This is a genomic window from Elioraea sp. (assembly GCF_051860475.1).
Classification (GTDB): Bacteria; Pseudomonadota; Alphaproteobacteria; order Acetobacterales; family Acetobacteraceae; genus Elioraea.
In genome coordinates, this window is sequence record NZ_JBHYDW010000104.1 from 1,707 (window position 1) to 16,442 (window position 14,736).

Consider the following 14,736-nt stretch of genomic DNA (forward strand, 5'->3'; position numbering starts at 1 on the left):
GGTTCTGGGTCGGGCCGGAGGACGGGCAGATCTGGCGCGCCGAGCAGTGGATCGGCGCGGGGCGGCCGACAATCACCTTCGAGCTGGTACGCCCCCCGACCATACCGTGATCCCGGCCTGCCGCGCGCGCGCCGCAACCCACGCGGCGTAAAGGCCGAGGAGCGCGGCCGCGCCGAGGACGACGGCGAGCTTCGCCGGCGGCGCGAGGCCCAGGAAGCGGAACCCCGCCACGCCGGCAGCCGCCGTCACCACCCAGTAGAGCGCGCTCACCCGTACCGGCGCGATCCCCGTGCGCGCGAGCACCTGGTACAGATGCCCGCGATGCGCATCCGCAAGCCGCTCGCCGTTCAGCGCGCGGCGGATCAGCGTGAAGGCGACGTCGAAGATCGGCGCGGCGAGCAGCAGCGGCACGATGAACATCGAGACGCGCGCGGTGTCGAAGCGGGCGGCGGCGATGCCGAGCACGGCGAACAGATAGCCGATGAACTGGCTGCCGACATCGCCGAGGAAGATGCGCGCGCGCGGCAGGTTGAAGGGCAGGAACCCGGCGCAGCCGGCGGCCAGCGCGAGGGAGGCGACATAGACGAAGGCGCCGCCGTTGACGATCGCGATCGCGGCGAGGAACGCGGCCGCGACCGTGGCGATGCCGGCGCACATCCCGTCCAGCCCGTCGATGAAGTTCATCGCGTTGGTCAGGAACACGATCCAGACCAGCGTGACGGGCCAGGCGAGCGGGCCGAGCGCCACCTCGCCCACGAACGGCAGCGAGACGGTGTCCAGCGTCAGCCCGAACGGCATCGGCACGAGCGCGGCGAGCACCTGCGCGGCGAGCTTCCAGCGGAACGAGAAGTCGAGCAGGTCGTCGGCGAGCGACACGGCCGCGATCGTCGCCGCGCCGACCAGCACGGCGACGAAGTAGGTGTCCTCGATCCGTGCTATCGTTGCGATATTGTACTGTACGATCAGCCCGGCCATGGTCGCGATCACCACGCCGAGCCCACCGCCCTTCGGCGTCGGCCGCGCGTGCGAGGAGCGCGCGTTCGGCACGTCCATGATGCCGAGCCGCAGCGTCAGCCACACGATGCCTGCCGACAGCGCGGCGAGCGCGAGTGCGAAGCCGAGATGCGTGGGCAGGGCTGCGAGGGTGATCGGCGCCATCCGGGCGCGGACCCTGCCCAGCTCCATCCGCGCTGACAAGGCCGTGGCTGCGGCGACGCATCCACGTCCGGACCTGACGCAGCCGGATGGGACGATCCTCCGTCCCCGACCCCGCGAACCGTCGCGGCGGCACGCTTCGGCAGGGCCGCGTTCGACCGGGGGGCGGGGGTGTGCGTTCCGTGGTCGTGCCGACCCGGAGGATCGAGGAGAGAGGCATGAGAACCCTGCCCGGCGCCGTCGCGCTCGCGCTGATCTCCGGTTGCGCCAAGCAACCGGGCTCCATCCAGCCCAAATTCGCGACCAGCCATCCCTATCGCGGCATGAGCTGCGAGCAGCTCAACGACGAGCGAGCGCGCGTGCAGTCGGAGCTCGCGCGCCTGACCGCGCTGCAGCGCGAGAACGCCAACGCCGATGCCGCGATGATGACCGTCGGGCTGGTGCTGCTCTGGCCGGCGCTGCTAGGCCTCGCCGCGACCACAGACCGGTCCGACGCCATCGCTTCGATGATGGGCGAGCGCGACGCGATGGACATCGTCGCCCGCGAGAAGGGCTGCCCGGCCGTCAGCGTCGGCGCGCCCGCCCCCGAACCATCCGTCGCCACGCCGGAGGTTTAGCGGCGGCGGCGCCCCGCCGGCCGGGCGCGAAGCGATCCGCCCGGCCCACCCCACCCCTATCTCCCCGGCACCAGCCCGGACATCCCCCTCAGCCACGCCTCGCGCCGACCCTCGCGCGTCACCTCGTAGAGCGGGTGGTCCACCGCCAGCCGCTGCCCGCCGTCGCGGATCAGCGGCCGCACCAGCAGCGTCCCGCGCGAGGGCGTCGGCGTGCCGAACAGGTCGAACGGGAAGCGCATGTAGATCCCCTTGTCGAAGCTGCCTTCGCCGAAGCTGTCGAACCCTGCGTTGGTGAAGGTGGCAAAGCCGCCGATCTCGATCCCGGACCCGAACCGACGCCCGAGCTCGATCGTGGCACCCCAGTCGCGCGCAAGATACCGCCCCGCGCGCAGCACCGCGTAGAGGTCGCGATAGGGCAGGTCCCAGTACAGCGATACATGCCCGGTCCAGGTCTCGTAGTTGCGGAACCCGAACCCCTGGTCGTAGGCCCGCTGCTTCACCCAGGCGAGCTCCGCGCCCACCGCGAAGCGCCGGTCCAGCGGCCGCCACAGCACCTCGCCCTGCACACCGCCATACATCGTCTCGAGATACCCGACGGTCGCGCGCGCGAACACGTCCCGGCCCACGGTCCAGATCCGTTCCGCGGTCAGGCTGAGCAGCGGCGCGCGCGCCGCCTCCAGATACCGCCCGATATCCGTGCGCACATTCGGCAGGCGCGTGTCCGGCGGCACGGGCTGGCCGCGCAGATTGCCGAACAGGTCGAGCCCCACCTCGCCGCCGAGCGTCACCCCCGCGCCGAGCGCGACACGGGCGCCGGCGGCCGCCAGGACCTGCCCCTGCAACGGCCGGTCCGGGTCCATCAGCGCCAGGATCACCCGGGGCTCGAGCGTCCAGGAGAGCCGCGGAAACGCGCCCGGCACCGCCTCGCCCGGATCGGGCGGCGGCAGCGGCAGCGCCGGTCGGAGATCCGCGGTGATCGCGATCTCCTCCGGGCTCGAGAGCCCGATCGCCGCCTTCTCCACCTCGCCGCGCAGCACCGCGACGCGCGCGACCTCCGCCCCGTCCGGCGCGACCGACACCGCCACCCAGTCGATCCCCGACGGCAGATGCTCGGCCGCGAGCCGCGCCGCCCGTCCCGCCGTCGCGCCGAGCGTGCGGAACCGGCTCGTGGCCAGAACGATCCGCGCCTCCCGGCCGACGACCGCAAGCCGCATCGGCGGCATCCCGTCCGCGCGCAGCCGCGCGATCAGCGCCGCCTGCCAGTCCGGCGCCAGGTCCGGGCGCGGCGGGGGCGGCAGCGGCGGCGGCGCGAGCACGCGGGGCGGCTCGGCCGGGTCCATCCAGACGCTGGCGCGCACGACGAGGTCGCTGCCATGCACGAACGCCGCACCCAGCTCCACCCCCTGCACCGGCCGCCAAGACAGCCCGACATTGACGCGGCTCCGCGCGCGGCCGCGCCTGTCGCGGCGCTCGTCGCGCAGACCATCGCCGCTCAGCTCGACCAGCGCGGTGAGCCCCGGGATCGGCGTCCGCCACGCGATGCCGCCGAACAGGGCGACGTCGCGGCCGCGGAACCAGGCGCGCGCGAGCGGCACGCCGCCCTGGCCGACCGTCAGACGGCGGTCGCAGAACCGCCCGGACGCCTCGCAGAACGGATTCGTCACGTCGCGCCCGGTGCCGAGCCGGCCCCAGCCCACGCCGAGCGAGACGTCGAAGTCGTACCAGCGCTTGCTCGCGACCACGTACTCGCCGGAGTAGATGCCGGTGCCGAGCAGGTCCTGCAGCCCGACCGCGACCGCGGGGCGCCAGTCGTTCTCCTCGACCAGGCGCAGCTTCACGTCGAACGAGCGGTCGGTGGTGGTGCCGCGGCCCGTGGTCGCGTTCAGGCGCTCGGTGAAGCGGAACGTGGTCTCCAGCCAGCGCAGCGCCTGGAAGTTGATCGTGTAGTTGCGCCGCTGGCGGCGGATCGACGCGCCCGCCTCGATCGCGCCGTCAGGGCGGAAGCGCGCGTCACGCGTCTCGATCAGGCCCATGCCGCCCCAGCTCGTGGCGGTCTGGGCGAGGGCCGGCGAAGTGATCGCCATCATCAAAAGGAGCACGGAGGCTCCGCCCCCGAACCCCCGGCAGGGCGCCGCCCTGCACCCGCAAAGGGCCATTGGGCCGTTGGTACCCCCCCCCCGGGGGGGGGGGGCCCGGGGCCCAAGGCCCCGGGGGGGGGGCCGGGGGCGGGGCCCCGGCCGCGGGGGGGGGGGGCCGGCGGGCGCCGGGGGCGGGGGGGGGGGCGGGGGGCCCGCCCCCCCCCCCGTCACTTGAGCTCACGGGCGATCACCGCCAGCGCCGCCGCACTGATCGAGACCTGCGACAGCACCTGAGTCAGGTCGCGGATGAACCCCCAGGTCTCGAACGGGGACGGGTCCTGCGGCACCACCACCATCGAGCCCGGCGGGATCGGCTCAGGCGACCAGTTCCACGACGACAGCCCCGCCGGCTGGGTCTGCCCGCTCGGCAACACGACGAACGCCCGGCTCGTGTCCGCGAAGCGCTGCGGCCCGCCGGCTGCGCTGAGGTAGTCGCTCGCGCGACGGCCCGAGCGGAACTGCAACGCCCCAGGGTTCAGCACCGCGCCGACCACGCTCACGTCGTTCGGCCGCTTCGGCATCACCAGCATGTCGCCAGGTTCGAGCAGCAGGTCGAGCTCCGGCCGCGCCGCCAGCACCGCGGGGTTCGCCTCCACCACCATCCGCCCGGCCGCGCGCGCCTCGCGCAGACTGGCCGCGAGCTCCCGCCCAGCGCGGATCGCATCGCCGAGATCGACCGACGGCCGCCCCACCGGCGCCGACACCGCCCGGCCGGCCGCCACCTGCAACAGGCTTGTCTCGAGCTCGCGCGCCGCCCGCTCGAACCCCTCCTGCTGGCGCACCCGCACGCTCTCGCGCGTGAACACGGCGCCGAACGGATAGGCCTCGCGCGTCAGCCCGCCGGCGCGCTGGATCAGGTCCGACAGCCGCTCGCCGCGCCGGATGTCATAGACGCCGGGGCGGACGAACTCGCCGGCCAGCCGCACCGGCCCGGTGTCGCGGTCGATGAACACCCTTGCGAACCGCACGGAATCGCGAGGCGCCACCCGCACCGCGGCGAAATTGCGCGACTCGATGTCGAGCAGGAACCGCTCCACCGGCGCCGCCGAGGCGCCCTCCACCCGCACCACCCGTGTGAGCTCGACATTGCGCAGATCGGCGCTGTCGGTGGGGCCCCCCGCCACCGCCAGCAGGTCCGCCAGCGTGCCCTCCCCCGCCATCGGATAGAGCCCGGGCCGACGCACCTCGCCGGTCATCAGCACTGCCGTCTCCAGCGCCGCCGCGGCGAGGTCCGGATGGTCGACGAACACCTCCGGGCAGCCAGCGGGCCCGGCCTCGATCACGCCGAGCCCCGTCACGTTCGCGAACCGCTCGGGGCTGCCCGCCGCCAGCACGGCGAGCTGGGCGAGGGCCGCGCAGTCCTCCGGCGGAGCCTCGCCGCGCAGCACGCGCTGCACCGTGGGGCCCGACAGCCAGGCGATCTCGGCCCGGCCGAGCAGCACCACCTCGTCCTCGTCGGTGAGCGGCAGATCGCCCTGGCCGGCGAGCAGCCGGCCGAGATCGAAGGGCTGCACGCGCTTCAGCCGCGTCGCCGGATCGACCCGCACCAGCGCGGCGAAGCGCAGATAGGGGTCGGGGCGGATCTGGCGCGGATCGCCGACCAGCCGGCGGAGCGTCGGCGCGGCACCGCGCGAGCGCAGCTGCGGCAGCAGCACATGCCCCGAGAGCCGCACCTGCCCGACCAGCGCCTGAAGGCTCGGCAGCACCATCACGAGGTCGCCCCGCCGCAGCGCGCGGTCCGGCGCGACCTCGGCGAACGCGGAGCGGCCCGCGGCGTCGAACTGCTGCAGCAGGAACCGCATGCCCTGTGGCCGCAACGTGTCGCCGGCCAGCGCCAGCGCCTCGCGCAGCGGCAGCACCGGCACCGCGGCTGGCAGTTCGTAGATCGCGGGCCGCCCGACCTCGCCGGCGATCGCCACCGTCCCGCCGAGCGGCGGCACCACGATCCGGTCGCCGGCCGTCAGCGAAAGGTCCGGCGCCTCGCCGCGCCCCGACAGCACGCCGTAGAGATCGACCCGTCGCGTCCCGCCCTGCCCCTCGACGCGGATCGCCCGCAAGGACCCCGTGCGCTTCACCCCGCCCGCCGCGGCCAGCGCGTCCAGCACCGAGGCAAGGCTGGTCAGCGCCTGGAACCCCGGCCGCACGACCTCCCCGCCGACGAACACCTGCACCTGGCGCACCGCGCCGACCGCAACGAAGGCCTCGGTGCCGGGAAGCTCGCGCGCCAGCCGGGCCTCCAGGTCGGCGCGGAACTGGCCAAGCGGGCGGCCCGCGGCCGGGATCGGCGCGAGATCCGGCAGCGTCAGCCGCCCGTCGCGGTCGATCCGCGCCGCGACCGTCCGCGAGACCCGCCCGCGCAGCGTCACCACGACCTCGTCGTCGACGCCGAGCACGTAGCCCGGCGGCAGCGCCGCGACCGCACCGGGGCCGCCGGGCGGGAGCGCGGCAAAGGCGTCGTAGCCGAACTGGCGCAGCTTCGGCGCGGCGGCGGGGAGGCGCGGGGCATAGAATGCCTCGACCGGGGACTCAGGGTCGGGCGGAGGCGGCGCCGGCGGCTCCGCGGCGCGGATCGGTGCCGGTTCGCGCCGTGCCGGCTGGGGCTGGGGCCCGCCGGCCGCGTCGAGCATGCGCTGGATCGCCTCGGGCGTGACGCCCGGCGGCAGGCCGGGGAGTGGCGGCGGCCCCAGCGGCGCCTGCGCGGCGCACGGCACCGCGAGGAGAATCGCCAGCGCTGCTAAGGCGAGTCGAACCGCCACCAGGACGCTCCCGCACGAGGGGTCGGACCGGCAGCGACACGGCCCGCAGCCTCAACCCTTGCGCGATATCCGGTAACACGTCATGCGCGCGTGTGCCAACACGCGGCAGGGCTCGCAGGGGATAGAATGGCATGGCGGCACGCGCGCAGCTGGTCCGGCTCGCTGTGTGGCGGGCCCTGCTCCGGCGCGGGCTCATGCCCACGCTGCGCCGCGCCCGCCACGAGGCCTGGGTCCGGCTCGGCGGACCGTCCAGGGTCCTGCCCGACCACGCCGCCCCGTCGGGCCCGTTCCTGCCCGCCTCCTTGCCGCCGCCGGCGCTCGACGCGCCCATGCTTGCGCGCGTGCTGACGGGCGCGGACGCGGCCGCCCGCACGCCCGACTGGTCGACCGATCGTCCGGACGCCACCGCGCCCTGGCACGCGATCGACCCCTACGCCCACGGCGACATCCGCCTGTTGTGGCAGACGTCCCGCTTCGCCGCCCTGCCGGCGCTGGCGCTCGCGGCGCGAACCTCTGGATCGCGACGCTTCCTTGCGGCGGCCGAGGCGCACATCACGTCCTTCCTCACCGCCTGCCCGCCATTCCAAGGCCCGCACTGGGCAAGCGCGCAGGAGGCAGCGATCCGGCTGATCCACGTCGTAGGCGCCGGGCTGATCCTCGGTGGTCCGCCGACGTCCGGCACGCGCCGCCTCGCCACGCTGCTCGCCTCCCGGGTACGCGCGACGCTGCTCTACGAGCGGTCGCTCGCGAACAACCATGGCCTCGTCTGCGCGGCGGCGCTCGCCGGCGCGGGCGCCTGGCTCGGCACGGAGGATCGCCGGGTCGGCGAGCGGGTGCTCGCTGCCGACCTGCCGCGCCTGACGACGAAGGCGGGCGGGTTCGCCCAGATCTCGACCCGCTATCACCGCATGACGCTCGACGCCCTGTCCTTCGCGGTGCTCGCCGGCGCGAGTCTCGCGCCGACGGATGTCGCACGCGCCCGCGCGATGACGACCTGGCTCGCCCGCGTGACCGACCCAGCCACCGGCCGCACGCCCCGCCTCGGCCATGATGACGGCACTGTGCTGCTCGATGCCGCCGGCGCCGGCGCCGACGACACCCGCCCGTCGCTTGCGCGCGCGGCCGCCGCATTCGGGACGTGCTCCGCCGAACCCGCACTGGCCCTTGCCGGCCTCGGCCAGCTCCCCGACCCGCCGTCCGGCGTCTGGACCGACCCGGACGGCGGCACCGCAGGGATCACGGCGGGGCAAACCATCGCGCTGCTGCGCCTGCCGGGCGGCCGGTTCCCGGCCGGCCAGGGCGACATCCTGCATCTCGCCCTGATGCATCGCGGCGAGGAGATCCTGCGCGACGCCGGAACCTGGCTCTACAATCCTCCGCCGGGGGAGACGGATCTCGCCGGCACCGCGCACCACAACACGGCGCAATGGGGCGCCGTCGACCGTCCGCCGCGGCTCGGCAGGTTCCTGTTCGCTGCCCCACCGCGCCTTCGCGGGCTGGACCGTAGCCCCCTCGGCCTGCGTGCCGCCTGCGACGGCCACGACCGGACGGTCGCTGTCGAGGGCAACACCGTCGTCGTGACCGACCGCCTCGCCCCGGCGGCCGCCGTGATTGCCGTGTGCGCCGATGGCCCGGTCGATCTCCGCCTCGCGCAGGGCTGGGACAGCCCGCGCTACGGCAGGCGCGAACGCATGCCTGTTCTGACGCTGCGCTGCGGCGACTCGACCCGCACGGTCAGCACCAGCATAGGGCTGTCTTGACGCACTTTTAACGCTCGCGTCACGCGCGCGCTTTCCGCGTGACTTGTAAACCCAGCGGATCGGCGACGTTCCGTGCAACCCCGTCGTGTTCCGTGAGCCGCGTCCATGACAAGTGACGCACTGTTGACCGGGCTGTGGCGCCACCGTGCGGGCGTCGTCCTGGGCGCGCTGGTGCTGTGGCTGGCCGCGCTCGGGGTGATGCTGCTGATGCCCAGCGCGCATGTCGCCCGTGCCGTGGTCGCGCCCGCCGAGACCACCGGGATCGCTGCCTCGTCGCTGCTTTCGCCGCTGCCGTTCGTCGGTGCGGGACTGCTGGACCAGCGTCCGACCGGCAATTTCGCGGTCTATCTCGGCGCGCTGCGCGCCCGCGAGGCCGCCACCGTGCTGCGGCGCGATACCGATCTCGCGGATCGCCTCGCCGCCGACCGCGCGGCCGGTCCCGTTGCGCGCGCCCTCGCCGGCCTCGGCCTCGGCGCGGAGGCGACGCTGCTCGACGACGACCTGATGGCCTGGCTCGCCCGCAACGCCTCGGCGACCCAGAGCCCGGCCAGCGTGGTGTGGACGATCGAGGCGCGTCACCCCGACCCGGCCCTCGCGCTTGCGGTGCTGAAGGTGCTGCACACCGCCGCCGAGGCGCGCGTCCGCGAGGAGATGCAGGCGATGGTTGCGCGCCGGCTCGCCTTCCTGACCGAGCGCGCGGCGCGCGAGTCCGATCTCGGCGTGCGCCAGGCGCTCTACGGCCTGATCGCAGAGGCGCACCGCCACGAGGCGGTGCTGGCCTCGGATCCGGCCGTGGCCGCACGCGTCGTCAGCGCGCCGGCGGTCGAGGACCGGCCGAGCGTGCCGAACCGGCCGCTGCTCGCGGCGCTGGCCGTCCCGGCCGCGCTGCTCACCTCGCTGGGGGTCTGGGCGCTCGTGCTGATCACGCGCCGGCGCGAGCAAGCCGACCGCGAGCCCGCCCCGCCGCTCCGCGCGCTCGCCGGAGGCCGTTCCGGTGCCGACTGAGGCCGATCCCGCCGCGTCGGGCGCAGCCGCGGCGCTCGGCATCGCGGCGGCTGCGCTTCAGTTCGCCGCCGCGCTGAAGGGCCTGCCCGGGCTCGCCGACCTGCCGCTTGACATCACCCCGCCGCTGCTTGCGATCGTGCTCGGGCTGGCAGCCTGGCGGCTGCTGCTGCACCCGCACCGGATCGGCGCGGAGGCGGCGCTGCTGATCGGGCTTCAGGCGCTGCTGGCGTTGTGGCTGACGACCGCCGGGGCCTGGAGCGGAGGCGCGGAGACGCTGCCGCGCAAGCTCGCCGAGATCGTGCTGCTCGGCCCGGCGATGACGGTCGCCGGGCTGGCGGTGGCCGCGCATCCGCATGCGTTCCGGGGTTTCGCCGCCGGCTGCGCGGCAATCGGGCTCGCGGTCGCGCTCGCGGTGCCGCTCGCGGTCGCTGCCGGGATCGCAGTCCTGGGCGGCGCCACCGACGCCGAGACGATCCGCGTCCAGTACCAGGTGGCGACGCTGGCGCTCGCCGCCGCCGCCGCGGTGCTCGCGGCCGGCGCGGCCGAGGCGCGGCCCGCGGGGACGATGCTGCGGATCGCCGGTGTGGCGGGGCTCGCGCTCGCCGCGCTCGCGACCGGCGGGCGGGCCGGGCTGGTCGGCCTCGCCGCCGCGGTCGTGCTGGCGCCCGCCGCCGTGCTGGCCGCGCGCGGCCGGATCGGCGCCGCGCTCGCGGTTGGTGCCGGCGCCGCTTCGGCCCTCGGACTCGGACTTGCCCTGGTGCTTGCGCTCACCGATCCGGCCGGCACGCCGCGCACGCTTGCGCGCTGGCTCGAGGGCGCGCTCGGCGCCGGTGCGGTGCGCCCGATCCTCTGGGCCGAGGCGTGGCGCCTCGCGACGCCGCTCGGCCTCGGCAGCGCGGGCTTCGCCCCGACGGCAGGGCTCGGCGATCTGCGCGGTTGGCATCCGCACAATCTCGGCCTGGAGGCGCTGGCCGAGGGCGGCGTGCCCGCGGCAAGCCTGCTGCTGGCCATCGCCCTCGTCTGCGCAGCCACGCTGATCCGCCGCGCGCGCGAGGTGCCGCCGGTCCAGCTCGGCGCGACCGTTGGCTTTGCCTGCGTGGCCCTGGCCCAGGCCACGAGTTCGACCGATCTCGGCAACCGCATGGCCTGGCTTTGGGTCGGTATCGTGACAGGGCTTGCGGTACGGGCGCTGCCGCGCCGGCTGGCGGTGCCGGCATGACCACGCTCTACCCGCCGGCCGGCAAGCGCGCGCTCGACGTCGCGGGCGCGGCGCTGCTGCTGGTGCTGCTCACGCCGCTGCTGGCCTGCCTGGCCGTCGCCGGCCGGCTCGCGCTGGGCCCGGGCGTGCTGTTCCGCCAGGAGCGGCTCGGGCTGCAGGGGCGCCCTTTCACGCTGGTGAAGTTCCGCTCCATGCGCCCCGGCGCCGGCGGCGACGCCGCGCGACTGACCGGCTACGGCGCGTGGCTGCGACGCACCTCGCTCGACGAGTTGCCGAGCCTGGTCAACGTGCTGCGTGGCGAGATGAGCCTGGTCGGGCCCCGCCCGCTGCTGGTCGCGGACGGCCCGGCGCTCGCCCGGCTCTGCCCGGCACGCTTCACGGTGCGCCCGGGGCTGACGGGGCCGGTTCAGGTCGGCGGGCGCAACGCGCTCTCCTGGTCGGACCGGCTGGCGCTCGACGCGGCCTATGCGCGCGACGTCTCGCTCAGGCGCGACCTCGCCCTCCTGCTCGCCACCCCGGCCGCGGTGCTGCGCGGCGACGGCATTGCCGCGCCAGGCCATGCTGCCGGCGCGCCGCTCACCGGGGCGACCCGGCCATGACCCTGCTCCCCGCGCCCGCCCCGCCCGCTGGCGAGCCCGCGCTCCACCCGCCGATCCTGCTCTCCCCGCCCGACCTCACCGGCGCCGAGTTCCGCGGCGTGATCGAGGCGCTGGCGAGCAACTGGGTGGCACCCGTCGGGCCGCTGCTCGACCGGTTCGAGGCGGGACTCGCGGCAAGCACCGGCTTCCGCCACGCGGTCGCGACCAGCTCGTGCACCGCGGCGCTGCATCTCGGCTGCCGACTGCTCGGCGTCGGTCGCGGCGACGAGGTATGGGCGCCGACCCTCACGTTCATCGCCTCGGTCGCGCCCGCGCTCCAGCAGGGCGCGACGCCTGTGTTCCTCGACGTCGATCCGGCCACCTGGACCCTCGATGCCGGGCTGCTGGAGGCGGCGCTTGCCGAGGCCGCGCACAAGGGACGGCTGCCGAAGCTCGTGATCCCGACCGACCTCTACGGGCATCCCGCTGACCTTGCCGCCATCCTCGCGGTCTGCGGCCGCTGGGGCGTGGCGGTGCTGTCCGATGGCGCGGCCTCGCTCGGCGCCCGGGCACATGGCGCGCATGCGGGCACCGGCGCGGCGGCCTGCTGCGTCAGCTTCAACGGCAACAAGATCGTCACCACCGGCGGCGGCGGGGCGCTGCTGACCGACGACACCGCGCTGGCCACGACCGCGCGCCATCTCGCCACCCAGGCGCGCGAGGACGAGGCGCACTACGAACACCGCACCTGGGGGTACAACTACGCGCTTTCCAACGTGCTGGCGGGGATCGGGGTGGCGCAGCTGCCCGATCTCGCGCGGCGCGTCGCCCGGCGCCGCGCGATCTTCGCCCGCTACCGCGACGCGCTCGGCAGCCTGCCCGGGGTCGCGGCCCAGGAGGAGGCGCCCTGGGCGCGGAGCAACCGCTGGCTGACCGCGATCACGGTCGATCCGCACCACTTCGGCGCCACCGCGGAGGCGATCCGCCTCGCGCTCGCCGCGGACGGCATCGAGACCCGCCCGGTCTGGAAGCCGATGCATCTCCAGCCGGCCTTCGCCAGCGTCCGCGCGGTCGGCGGCGGGGTGGCCGAGGACCTGTTCGCGCGCGGGCTCTGCCTGCCGTCCGGCTCCGGCCTGAGCCCCGCGGCCCAGGACCGCGTGATCGCCGCGATCGCCGCACTGCATCGGAGGGTGGAGTGAGAATTCTCTACCTGCATCAGCACTACTCGACGCCGGAAGGTGCGCTGCCGGGCCGCAGCCACGCCTTCGCGGCCGCCCTCGCCGCGCGCGGCCACGCCGTCACCCTGCTCTGCGGCCGCCACGAGGGCGCGGAGATCGGCACGGATGGACCCTTCCGCCGCGGCGTCCGCCGGTCCGAGGTGGCTGGATTCCGGGTGGTCCAGCGCGACATCCCCTACGCCAATGCGATGGACGCGCGTGCCCGCGGCCGCGCCTTCCTGCGCTACGCGGCCTGGGCGACGCGCCCGGCCGTGCTCGGACGCTGGGACCTGGTGATCGCCTCCTCGACGCCGCTGACGGTCGCGCTGCCGATGATCGCGGCCAAGCGGCTGCGCGGCGCGCGCACGCTGTTCGAGGTGCGCGACCGCTGGCCCGAGCTGCCCGCCGCGATGGGGCTGCTCACGCACCGCACCGAGCGCGCGATGGCGCGGCTGGAGCGCGCGGCGCTGGCGGCGTCCGACGCGGTGATCGCCCTCGCCCCGGGCACCGCGGAGGCACTGGGCGCCGCCTGCGGCGACGCCGGCCGCGTTGCCTTCATCCCGAACGGCTGCGACCGCGCGCTGTTCGCCGACATCGCCGCCGAGCGCCCGGTGCCGGCGCCGGAGGGCGGCATCCTCGCGGTCTATGCCGGCGCGCACGGACCCGCCAATGGGCTCGGCCAGCTGCTCGACGTCGCCTGGGTGCTGAAGGCGTGGCAGGAGAGCCGGGTGCGCCTGGTGCTGATCGGCGAGGGCGGCGAGAAGCCCGCGCTGATCGCGCGCGCGCGCGCTGAGGGCCTCGACAACGTCACCTTCCTCGACGCGATGCCGCGCCCCCGGCTCGCCTCCGTGCTGAAGGGCGCGGACGTGGCGCTGCACTGCCTCGCGCCGGTGCGGCAGTTCGCGGAAGGCACGAGCCCGAACAAGGTGTTCGAGGCGCTCGCCGCCGGGCTGCCGGTGCTGACGAACTGCCCGGGCTGGCTCGGCCGCGAGCTCGCGCGCGCGGGCGGCGGGCAGGCTTTTCCTCCCGGGCACCACGCCCTGCTCGCCGAGGCGGCGTCCCTGCTCGCCGCCGCGCCGGAGCGGCGTGCGGCGATGGCCGGCGGCGCCGCGCGTCTGGCATTGCGGTTCGACCGCACCCTGCTGGCGGCGCGGTTCTGCGCCATCGCCGAGGCGGCCGCCCAGCGCGCCCGGCTGCCGGAAGGCGTGCCGCTGCCTGCATGACCGCCCTGTTCCTGTCCTCGACGCATCCGGCCGACGACCGGCGCGTGGTCACGCTCCAGGCCGCGAGCCTCGCCGCCGCCGGTCTCGCGGTGCTGCATGTCTGCCCCGCGGGGCGCGATCCGCCGCCGGGTGTGCCGACGCGGACGGTGCGGCGCCGGCCGGGCCTCGGCGGACGGCTTGCGGTGCTGCCGCGGCTGTTCCGCGCCGCGCTGCACGCCCAGCCCGCGACGATCCAGGCGAGCGAGCCCGATGCCTGGGTGGTGGCGCTGCTGGTGAAGGCGCTCACCGGCTGCCGCGTGGTGTTCGATGTCCACGAGGACTACACCGATCCGCACCGGCTCGCCCGGCTGCCCGCGGCGCTGCGCCGGCCGGCCGCCGGCGCGGTCCGGCTCGCGTTCCGGCTGCTGAGCCGCTGGACCGATGCGGTGGTCCTCGCCACGCCGGTGCTCGCCGAGCGTTTCCCGGCCGGGCCGGACCGGCCGCCGCGGGTGCTGGTGCGCAACCTGGTTCCGCGCCACGAGGCCGAGGCGATGCCGCGCGCAGCACCCGGTGCGCGGGGACCGCTGCGACTCGTCGCACTCGGCGCGATGGGGCGGACGCGCGGCTGGCCGGTCGCGCTCGCCGCGCTGGCCCGCGCCGTCGATCGCACGATGCAGCTCGAGGTGGTTGGTCCGTTCACCGACGCCTCGGCCGCCGAGTTCGCCGCGACCGCCGACCGGCTCGGGCTCGCCGCGCGGGTCGCCGCGACCGGCGCGCTGCCGCGCCCCGACGCGCTCGCCCGCGCGGCCGAGGCGCATGCCGCACTGGTGCTGTTCGCGCCCGGCCCCGCCAATCACGAGGCGGCCCTGCCGCACAAGCTGTTCGAGGCGATGGCGCTCGGCCTGCCCGTGGTGGTCGCCGAGACCTGTCGCCCGGCCGCCGTGCTGGTGGGCCGCACCGGCTGCGGACTGGTCGTGGACTCCGCCGATCCGGCGGCCGTCGCCGAGGCGTTCGACACCCTCGCCGCCGACCCGGAGGCCCGCGCCCGCATGGGGAGCGCCGGACGCCGCGCGCTGCTCGCCGACTATG

The 14,736-nt window shown here is 75.7% G+C and carries 11 protein-coding genes; 8 read left to right on the forward strand and 3 right to left on the reverse strand.

The window, feature by feature from the left end:
- Positions 1-72 precede the first annotated feature (72 nt).
- Entirely contained in the window at positions 73-1,158 is a 1,086-nt protein-coding gene (locus ACTIFU_RS16625) for a glycosyltransferase family 4 protein (RefSeq protein ID WP_439579440.1), read from the reverse strand.
- 215 nt (positions 1,159-1,373) lie between these two features.
- Here ACTIFU_RS16625 and ACTIFU_RS16630 point away from each other — a divergent pair, with 215 nt between their 5' ends.
- Positions 1,374-1,772: a hypothetical protein gene (locus ACTIFU_RS16630; protein WP_439579441.1), complete on the forward strand. Its 399-nt coding sequence runs from the start codon at positions 1,374-1,376 to the stop codon at positions 1,770-1,772.
- A gap of 56 nt (positions 1,773-1,828) precedes the next feature.
- Here the strand turns inward: ACTIFU_RS16630 and ACTIFU_RS16635 are convergent, their stop codons facing one another.
- Both ACTIFU_RS16635 and ACTIFU_RS16640 read right to left on the reverse strand, forming a co-directional pair.
- Positions 1,829-3,871 carry a YjbH domain-containing protein gene (locus ACTIFU_RS16635; protein WP_439579442.1) on the reverse strand — a complete coding sequence of 681 codons (2,043 nt, stop codon included), beginning with the start codon at positions 3,869-3,871 and terminating at the stop codon, positions 1,829-1,831.
- Positions 3,872-4,077: 206 nt separating this feature from the next.
- Complete coding sequence (locus tag ACTIFU_RS16640) at positions 4,078-6,666, reverse strand: SLBB domain-containing protein (RefSeq protein ID WP_439579443.1); 2,589 nt, start codon at positions 6,664-6,666, stop codon at positions 4,078-4,080.
- A gap of 131 nt (positions 6,667-6,797) precedes the next feature.
- Between ACTIFU_RS16640 and ACTIFU_RS16645 the strand changes: the two genes are divergently transcribed.
- From ACTIFU_RS16645 to ACTIFU_RS16675, 7 genes are all read left to right on the forward strand, one after another.
- Positions 6,798-8,426: a heparinase II/III domain-containing protein gene (locus ACTIFU_RS16645; protein ID WP_439579444.1), complete on the forward strand. Its 1,629-nt coding sequence runs from the start codon at positions 6,798-6,800 to the stop codon at positions 8,424-8,426.
- A 105-nt stretch (positions 8,427-8,531) separates the two neighbouring features.
- On the forward strand, positions 8,532-9,431 hold the full coding sequence (locus ACTIFU_RS16650; protein ID WP_439579445.1) for a hypothetical protein: 900 nt from the start codon (positions 8,532-8,534) through the stop codon (positions 9,429-9,431).
- Positions 9,421-10,650 (forward strand): O-antigen ligase domain-containing protein, encoded by a 1,230-nt coding sequence (locus ACTIFU_RS16655; protein ID WP_439579446.1) that lies wholly within the window; start codon positions 9,421-9,423, stop codon positions 10,648-10,650. The genes ACTIFU_RS16650 and ACTIFU_RS16655 overlap by 11 nt, the downstream gene beginning before the upstream one ends.
- Entirely contained in the window at positions 10,647-11,249 is a 603-nt protein-coding gene (locus ACTIFU_RS16660; protein ID WP_439579447.1) for a sugar transferase, read from the forward strand. The genes ACTIFU_RS16655 and ACTIFU_RS16660 overlap by 4 nt, the downstream gene beginning before the upstream one ends.
- A complete protein-coding gene (locus ACTIFU_RS16665; RefSeq protein ID WP_439579448.1) occupies positions 11,246-12,427 on the forward strand; it encodes a DegT/DnrJ/EryC1/StrS family aminotransferase in 1,182 nt (393 codons plus the stop codon). The genes ACTIFU_RS16660 and ACTIFU_RS16665 overlap by 4 nt, the downstream gene beginning before the upstream one ends.
- The gene (locus ACTIFU_RS16670; RefSeq protein WP_439579449.1) at positions 12,424-13,668 is read left to right on the forward strand and encodes a glycosyltransferase family 4 protein; all 1,245 of its coding nucleotides are present in this window, start codon (positions 12,424-12,426) and stop codon (positions 13,666-13,668) included. Before ACTIFU_RS16665 ends, ACTIFU_RS16670 begins: the two co-directional genes overlap by 4 nt.
- The coding region (locus ACTIFU_RS16675) for a glycosyltransferase (RefSeq protein WP_439579450.1) at positions 13,665-14,736 on the forward strand (1,072 nt) is incomplete at its 3' end. The genes ACTIFU_RS16670 and ACTIFU_RS16675, both read left to right, overlap by 4 nt.

Excerpts from the sequence above, each read along its gene's own strand:
- ACTIFU_RS16625 (WP_439579440.1), bottom strand. The coding sequence starts at position 1,158 with ATGGCGCCGATCACCCTCGCAGCCCTGCCCACGCATCTCGGCTTCGCA.
- ACTIFU_RS16630 (WP_439579441.1), top strand. The coding sequence starts at position 1,374 with ATGAGAACCCTGCCCGGCGCCGTCGCGCTCGCGCTGATCTCCGGTTGC.
- ACTIFU_RS16645 (WP_439579444.1), top strand. The coding sequence starts at position 6,798 with ATGGCGGCACGCGCGCAGCTGGTCCGGCTCGCTGTGTGGCGGGCCCTG.
- ACTIFU_RS16650 (WP_439579445.1), top strand. The coding sequence starts at position 8,532 with ATGACAAGTGACGCACTGTTGACCGGGCTGTGGCGCCACCGTGCGGGC.
- ACTIFU_RS16660 (WP_439579447.1), top strand. The coding sequence starts at position 10,647 with ATGACCACGCTCTACCCGCCGGCCGGCAAGCGCGCGCTCGACGTCGCG.
- ACTIFU_RS16665 (WP_439579448.1), top strand. The coding sequence starts at position 11,246 with ATGACCCTGCTCCCCGCGCCCGCCCCGCCCGCTGGCGAGCCCGCGCTC.